This is a genomic window from Rhodococcus sp. AW25M09, from assembly GCF_000333955.1.
Taxonomy (GTDB): domain Bacteria; phylum Actinomycetota; class Actinomycetes; order Mycobacteriales; family Mycobacteriaceae; genus Rhodococcoides.
Map to the genome: position 1 here is coordinate 1 of NZ_CAPS01000127.1, position 5,286 is coordinate 5,286.

At 64.3% G+C, this 5,286-nt stretch carries 8 protein-coding genes; 3 read left to right on the plus strand and 5 right to left on the minus strand.

The features are described from left to right. Window positions 1–280: 280 nt before the first annotated feature. Window positions 281–583: a hypothetical protein gene (locus RHODMAR_RS24160; protein WP_042940229.1), complete on the minus strand. Its 303-nt coding sequence runs from the start codon at window positions 581–583 to the stop codon at window positions 281–283. 149 nt (window positions 584–732) lie between these two features. On the opposite strand from RHODMAR_RS24160, the gene RHODMAR_RS24165 reads away from it, so the two are divergent. From RHODMAR_RS24165 to fdxA, 3 genes are read left to right on the plus strand one after another with little or no spacing between them, the layout of a single operon-like run. After that, complete coding sequence (locus RHODMAR_RS24165; RefSeq protein WP_008719991.1) at window positions 733–1,164, plus strand: MerR family transcriptional regulator; 432 nt, start codon at window positions 733–735, stop codon at window positions 1,162–1,164. Between the two features lie 20 nt (window positions 1,165–1,184). Continuing rightward, the gene (locus RHODMAR_RS24170) at window positions 1,185–2,213 is read left to right on the plus strand and encodes an arsenic resistance protein (RefSeq protein ID WP_008719998.1); all 1,029 of its coding nucleotides are present in this window, start codon (window positions 1,185–1,187) and stop codon (window positions 2,211–2,213) included. After that, the gene (fdxA, locus tag RHODMAR_RS24175) at window positions 2,210–2,527 is read left to right on the plus strand and encodes a ferredoxin (protein WP_008720000.1); all 318 of its coding nucleotides are present in this window, start codon (window positions 2,210–2,212) and stop codon (window positions 2,525–2,527) included. Before RHODMAR_RS24170 ends, fdxA begins: the two co-directional genes overlap by 4 nt. A gap of 48 nt (window positions 2,528–2,575) precedes the next feature. Here fdxA and RHODMAR_RS24180 read toward each other — a convergent pair whose 3' ends face one another. The 4 genes from RHODMAR_RS24180 to RHODMAR_RS24190 all read right to left on the minus strand — a co-directional run bounded on the left by RHODMAR_RS24180 (window position 2,576) and on the right by RHODMAR_RS24190 (window position 4,557). Continuing rightward, window positions 2,576–2,845, minus strand: a complete 270-nt coding sequence (locus tag RHODMAR_RS24180; RefSeq protein WP_008720002.1) for a hypothetical protein — start codon at window positions 2,843–2,845, stop codon at window positions 2,576–2,578. Beyond that, window positions 2,842–3,693 (minus strand): hypothetical protein, encoded by an 852-nt coding sequence (locus RHODMAR_RS24185; protein WP_008720006.1) that lies wholly within the window; start codon window positions 3,691–3,693, stop codon window positions 2,842–2,844. Before RHODMAR_RS24185 ends, RHODMAR_RS24180 begins: the two co-directional genes overlap by 4 nt. An 86-nt stretch (window positions 3,694–3,779) precedes the next feature. Then, on the minus strand, window positions 3,780–3,944 hold the full coding sequence (locus tag RHODMAR_RS28410) for a hypothetical protein (protein WP_157226197.1): 165 nt from the start codon (window positions 3,942–3,944) through the stop codon (window positions 3,780–3,782). 355 nt (window positions 3,945–4,299) lie between these two features. After that, a complete protein-coding gene (locus RHODMAR_RS24190) occupies window positions 4,300–4,557 on the minus strand; it encodes a hypothetical protein (protein WP_042940230.1) in 258 nt (85 codons plus the stop codon). Between the last annotated feature and the right edge of the window lie 729 nt (window positions 4,558–5,286).

A 5,286-nucleotide genomic window follows, 5' to 3' on the forward strand; every position in this document is an offset into this window, starting at 1 on the left:
CTTCACGGTGTCTCCTGTGCTGCTGCGGTGGTGTGTGTCGATTGTGGGTGATCGGCCATCTGTCGGGTGGCCACTGCGGTGGTGGTGTCGGTCATGTGATGGGTGTGATGGCGGCGGCGGGGCACCATTGCCGTTCGAGGTCGAGTCGGCCTTTCTTGTTGCCGGTGGGGATCGAGAACGACACGGCAGCAAGCTTGTGCATACCCGGTCATTGACCGGCTTGTCATGGCTGCGCGACTTGATGGCACGAATCATTCTGCGCCGTAGAGGCTTTGATTCTCTATGAGTCCGTATCGCCGAACAGTTGGTCAACCACTTCCGCACTGTGGCCGGGGGCTTTTACTGTCATCGTTGTTGCCGTGGCGGTGAAGTTCACCGTGAAGACGTAGAAGGAGCAGCACGCCAGTTCCGAGGCGATTGCATCGGACAGGCGAGCGATGAACGCCGTATCCGGCGGGAAGGTGAATTCGAGTCCTTCATCGACACGCCGGCGGCTGGTAACGGAGGCGAGGATCAATGCCCACAGCTCGATCCGCCCAGGTTGGACGGCTGTTGAGAGCGTGCATGCCGACGGGGCCTTCATCTCGCGGAGAGGCGTCGGGTCGAGACGGATGAGTGTCCGGGCGTCCGGGCGCGGTCGAACTGGGTACATGGCCCGACGTTAGACCCAGTAGCTGGGTGGAAGGTCAAGGATTTGACCTTCCACCCGACTCGAAGGTTTATCCTCGGTGCATGTCCGCTCTGCGCATTTCACAGCTGTCGTCGGTGACCGGCGTCCCCGCGACCACGCTACGGTTCTACGAAAGCGAGGGCCTGCTCCCGGCGGACCGTTCGGCGAACGGCTACCGCGTCTACGACGACCGTGCTCAGCAACGTTTGGCGTTCATCACAGCCGCCAAAAGCCTGAACTTGTCGCTGCCGGAGATCAAACTTCTCCTTCGTGTTTGGGAGAAAGACTCCTGCGCCGCAGTCAAAGCCGAACTCGGCCCCGCCATCGAATCGCACATCGCTCACGCGAACGAATCGATCGCTCAATTGACCGCACTGCGTGACAGTTTGACCGATGCACTGTCCCGCCTTGGGGACACACCCGACGCGTCGACGCCATGCAATCCAGAGTGCACCTGGCTGATCTCTGCGAACACTGCAGTGGGCACCTCGTGAACACATCGAGCGCCACCTCGATGGTGGCCTGGATGGAGAAGTTCCAGATCCCGCTCTACCTGCTGGCCCTGCTCATCGGTGCCGTTGTCGGCTCGGGTGCGCCGTCGTCGGCGCATTCGTTCGAGATCGCCATCAACCCGGTACTGATCGTGTTGCTCTACGCCACGTTCCTCGCGGTTCCGTTCTCCGCCATCGGCGCATCGCTGCGCGACGGGAAGTTCTTGCTCAGTGTCGTGGTGCTGAATTTCGTGCTCGTCCCGGTCGTCGTGTTCGCTATGACCCGGTTCGTCGCTGACAGCCAGGCGGTACTCGTCGGTGTGCTGCTGGTGTTGTTGGCTCCCTGCATCGACTACGTCATCGTCTTCAGCGGGTTGGCGGGCGCGGCATCGGAACGGTTGCTCGCGAGCGCGCCGCTGTTGATGTTGTTGCAGATCGCGTTTCTGCCGCTCTACCTGTGGTTGTTCGTCGGGTCCGAGTTGGTGGAAATCATCGACATTGCACCGTTCGTCGAAGCGTTCGTGCTGCTGATCGTTGTTCCACTGGTGTTGGCGGCCCTGACGCAAGCGCTCGCACGTCGTCGCCGAATCGGCACCCGGATCATGGATGCGATGGCCGCGGCGATGGTGCCGGTCATGATGGCCACTCTTGCCGTCGTCGTGGCGTCGCAGATCGACGCAGTCCGCTCCGAGGGCTCCCAGCTGATTCCCGTGGTGCCGATCTTCGTTGCATTCCTGGTCGTCATGGCGGTTGTTGGATGGGCGACGGCCAGGGTGACGCGCCAGGACGTTCCCGCGACTCGGGCGTTGATTTTTTCCGGTGCGACCCGGAATTCGTTGGTCGTTCTGCCGCTGGCGCTTGCGCTGCCACCACAGCTGTCTCTTGCTGCCGTGGTTGTGGTGACGCAGACATTGGTGGAGTTGATCGGGATGGTCGCCTACGTCCGACTTATCCCCCGTCTCGTCCCAGCTCGCTTCTCCGAGAACAATATTCGAGGTAGGACCGACTCGCAGGCAACCGAATTCGATCATCCCCAGGACACGCGACCATGACTTACGTCATTGCCGAGCCGTGCATCGACGTGATGGACAAGGCGTGTATCGAAGAGTGCCCGGTCGACTGCATTTACGAAGGCCCACGGATGCTCTACATCCACCCCGACGAGTGCGTCGACTGCGGTGCCTGCGAGCCGGTCTGCCCGGTCGAAGCGATCTTCTACGAAGACGACCTCCCGCACGAATGGGCGAAGTACACCTCGATCAACGCACTGTTCTTCGACGACCTCGGATCACCCGGCGGGGCGGCCAAGACGGGACCCATCGCACGGGATCACCCAGCAATCTCCCAGCACCCACAACACAATTAACGCTGACGCTCATCCGGTTGTCGCTCATGCCGTGCGGTCGACGGTCAGCTACGAACTGTAGCTACAAGCAAGCCAATCACCGGTCCCGGTCCGTGCCCAGGCGTACAAGGTTCCTTCGACGATGCTGTCCATGGCCAGGCCCTCGGCCCGGACTTTCAAAGGTGTGGTGTCACGGAATCCCCCGCCTCCGGATCGCCCGATGGCGAGCGCGATATTGACGTTCACCGATTTGGGTGGGTCGACGATGCGGCGGGTGGGTGGCTCGAAGGTGGTGGGCCAGGCATCGAAGATGCCTGCGGTCTCGTTGTCGGTGGTCATTGCGCGACGGCGACGGGCCGGTGGACGGTGAGGTCGGCGGGTGCGGGTGTCCAGCGCAGACCGTGCTCGCCGAAGCTCGGGGCGGTGAGGGTGTAGCGGCCGGTGCGGTGTGGTGTTCCGCGGCCGTGGACGGCGGTTTCGAGGGTGATCGATTTGATGCGCCCACGGCCCTGTTCGATTCCGCCGTAACCGGCGACGGTGGAGGCGATCGTGAGATCGATACCGGGCATGTGTCCATCCGTTAGGACCAGGATGCTGGCATGTCGACGGTTCCTGGCGAGCAAAGCCCTTGCGCGCGTCGGTGGTACGTCTCGTCCGTGCACGGTGGTGACGACCAAATCCAGCCCGTCGAGACAGATCGAGGCGGCGTCGAGAGGATCCCCGGCCCCGGGATCGACGAGGTGGACTTTCGCGAGATCGCCGCCGTGTTCGTGGACGGCAAGCAGGCTCAGGCGTGGTTGACCGATGAGGGCGACGTGGTGGCCGGCGGCGGATGCTTCGGCGACGAGCGCGATGAGCATGGACCCGGCGCCGGTGACGGTGACGGCGGTTCCACGGGCCAGGGCTCGGCGTGGGAGCAGCGCGGCGAGCGGCGGGGGTACGGGCATGGTCCGCAGGGTTTTGCCGCGTACAGCGCCGCTGAGCGGCTCCAAGTCGTCGGGCTCGCCCGCGAGGTCCGTACTGCTTGCGGTGGGTGCCGCCGGTTCGGGTGCGGTGATGGTGGGGAGGTCCGTCGGCGCGTGGTCACGGCGACCGCCCGGGACGGTGGCCATCCGGCGGCGCAGAACGTCGAGCTGGGTGGCCTTGTCGAGTCCGGTGAGGTCTGCGATCGCGTCGACGGTGGCCATGAGGATCGACCTTTCGCCGTGCCGGTAGGAACTACCGCCAGCGTATCGAACGCGTGTTCGACTGTCGAATGTGCTGGTGAGCAGGTTCAGCGGGGAACGACGCTGCCGTCGAGGTCGGCCGCGGTGAAGGTCCAGGCGAGGTGCCGATATAGCCGGAGGTCGCGTTTCACCTGGTCGAGGGCATGGGGCACAGCCGGGTGGTCGGGGTCGTGGCCTTCCGATCGGATGGCTGCGCGCTCGTCGTCGTCCATGTCCTATTGGACGCACGGGGCGGCGCGGCGGTTCCGGCAACAGTCATTTACTCGAATGACTGGACGAGAAGGTTCGGAGGCGCGGCGGTGGCCGCGTCGACGGGTCGTTTCGAACGAGCCAGGGCCACGCATCTGTGATGCGTGGCCCTGTTCGATGTTGGGTGACGGTGTTCGCCAGTGCGCCTCTCGGCAGGTGGCCGCTCGTAGCGGCTGATGGTTGGTACCCGGGGCATTGGGATCGAACGCCGTCGAGTCCTACAACGACAGTGCTGTCGGTGGTATTCCAGCCTGTGCGGGAGACAAAAAAAGGGGGGCCCGGCCCCGTGGTGGGACCGGGACCCCGGAGGGCCTGTGCTCAGTGGATGCACCAGAAGGACCCGACCGGGATGGCTGCTCCCGGCTGCCCGGCGCACCACCGGCAGGTGGTGTCGTGCTCGATCCGTCCGAGCACTCCTTCGGCCTCCTCGATGAGGAGGGGCAGCTCTGCTGCGCTGGCGAGCGCGAGCGCTTCGGTGGCCCACCGGGCCGCGCGCGGATCTTCGGCGGGGAGCTGAGCGGCATTGCCGATGAGCTCGGTGATGATCTGGTGATCGTTGAGCAGGTTCTTGTTCATGGAAGGCTGCCAACGCACCCTCGGCCGAGACGTCCCCGATCGACATGACGAGGGTGGCCTGTCAACCCCGAAGAGGGAGCCTGCGACCGTGGGTTGACTGGTCGGGGTCCCCGGCATGTCAGACTCGGGCGACTCGTACGACCACATTGGTGACCCATATGGGGCGGCCCCGGAGGGGACGTGCGACCGCTTGCGGTCGGCTTTCATGGTTCGCCGATCCCCTACGCGGGCATCCGTCGTCGATGCCCCCGAATCCGTTGTCTCCGATGCTCGCCACTCCTGGGCCACTCCCGTCCGGACCGGCCTGGGTGTGGGAATGGAAGTGGGACGCAACTGCGCGGGTTCACAGAAACTCGCGAACGATAGCGGCGCAACACGCGCGTACGTGGAGCATCAACCCCTGAGGGACAACCGCATTCGCAGACTGGCGACCATCAAACGCCTCCTGCGGCCGCCAGCACAGCCTCGCGTTGGATCCGGCAAAACCACTGCCGTCTACCGATCGGCTCCGGCCCACCCCTTCCCTCATACCCCCACGGGTACTTGCATACCCCCCCTAGGTATGTGTCACAGTAGTGATGTACCCGCCAGAAAGGACCGCCATGTGCTACCCCGTCCCGTGCCCGGCATGCGGTAAGACCACCTGGGCTGGCTGCGGTCGACATGTCGACAGCGTCATGAAGAACGTTCCGCGGTCGCAGCAGTGCTCCTGCTCCATGGAGACACCCG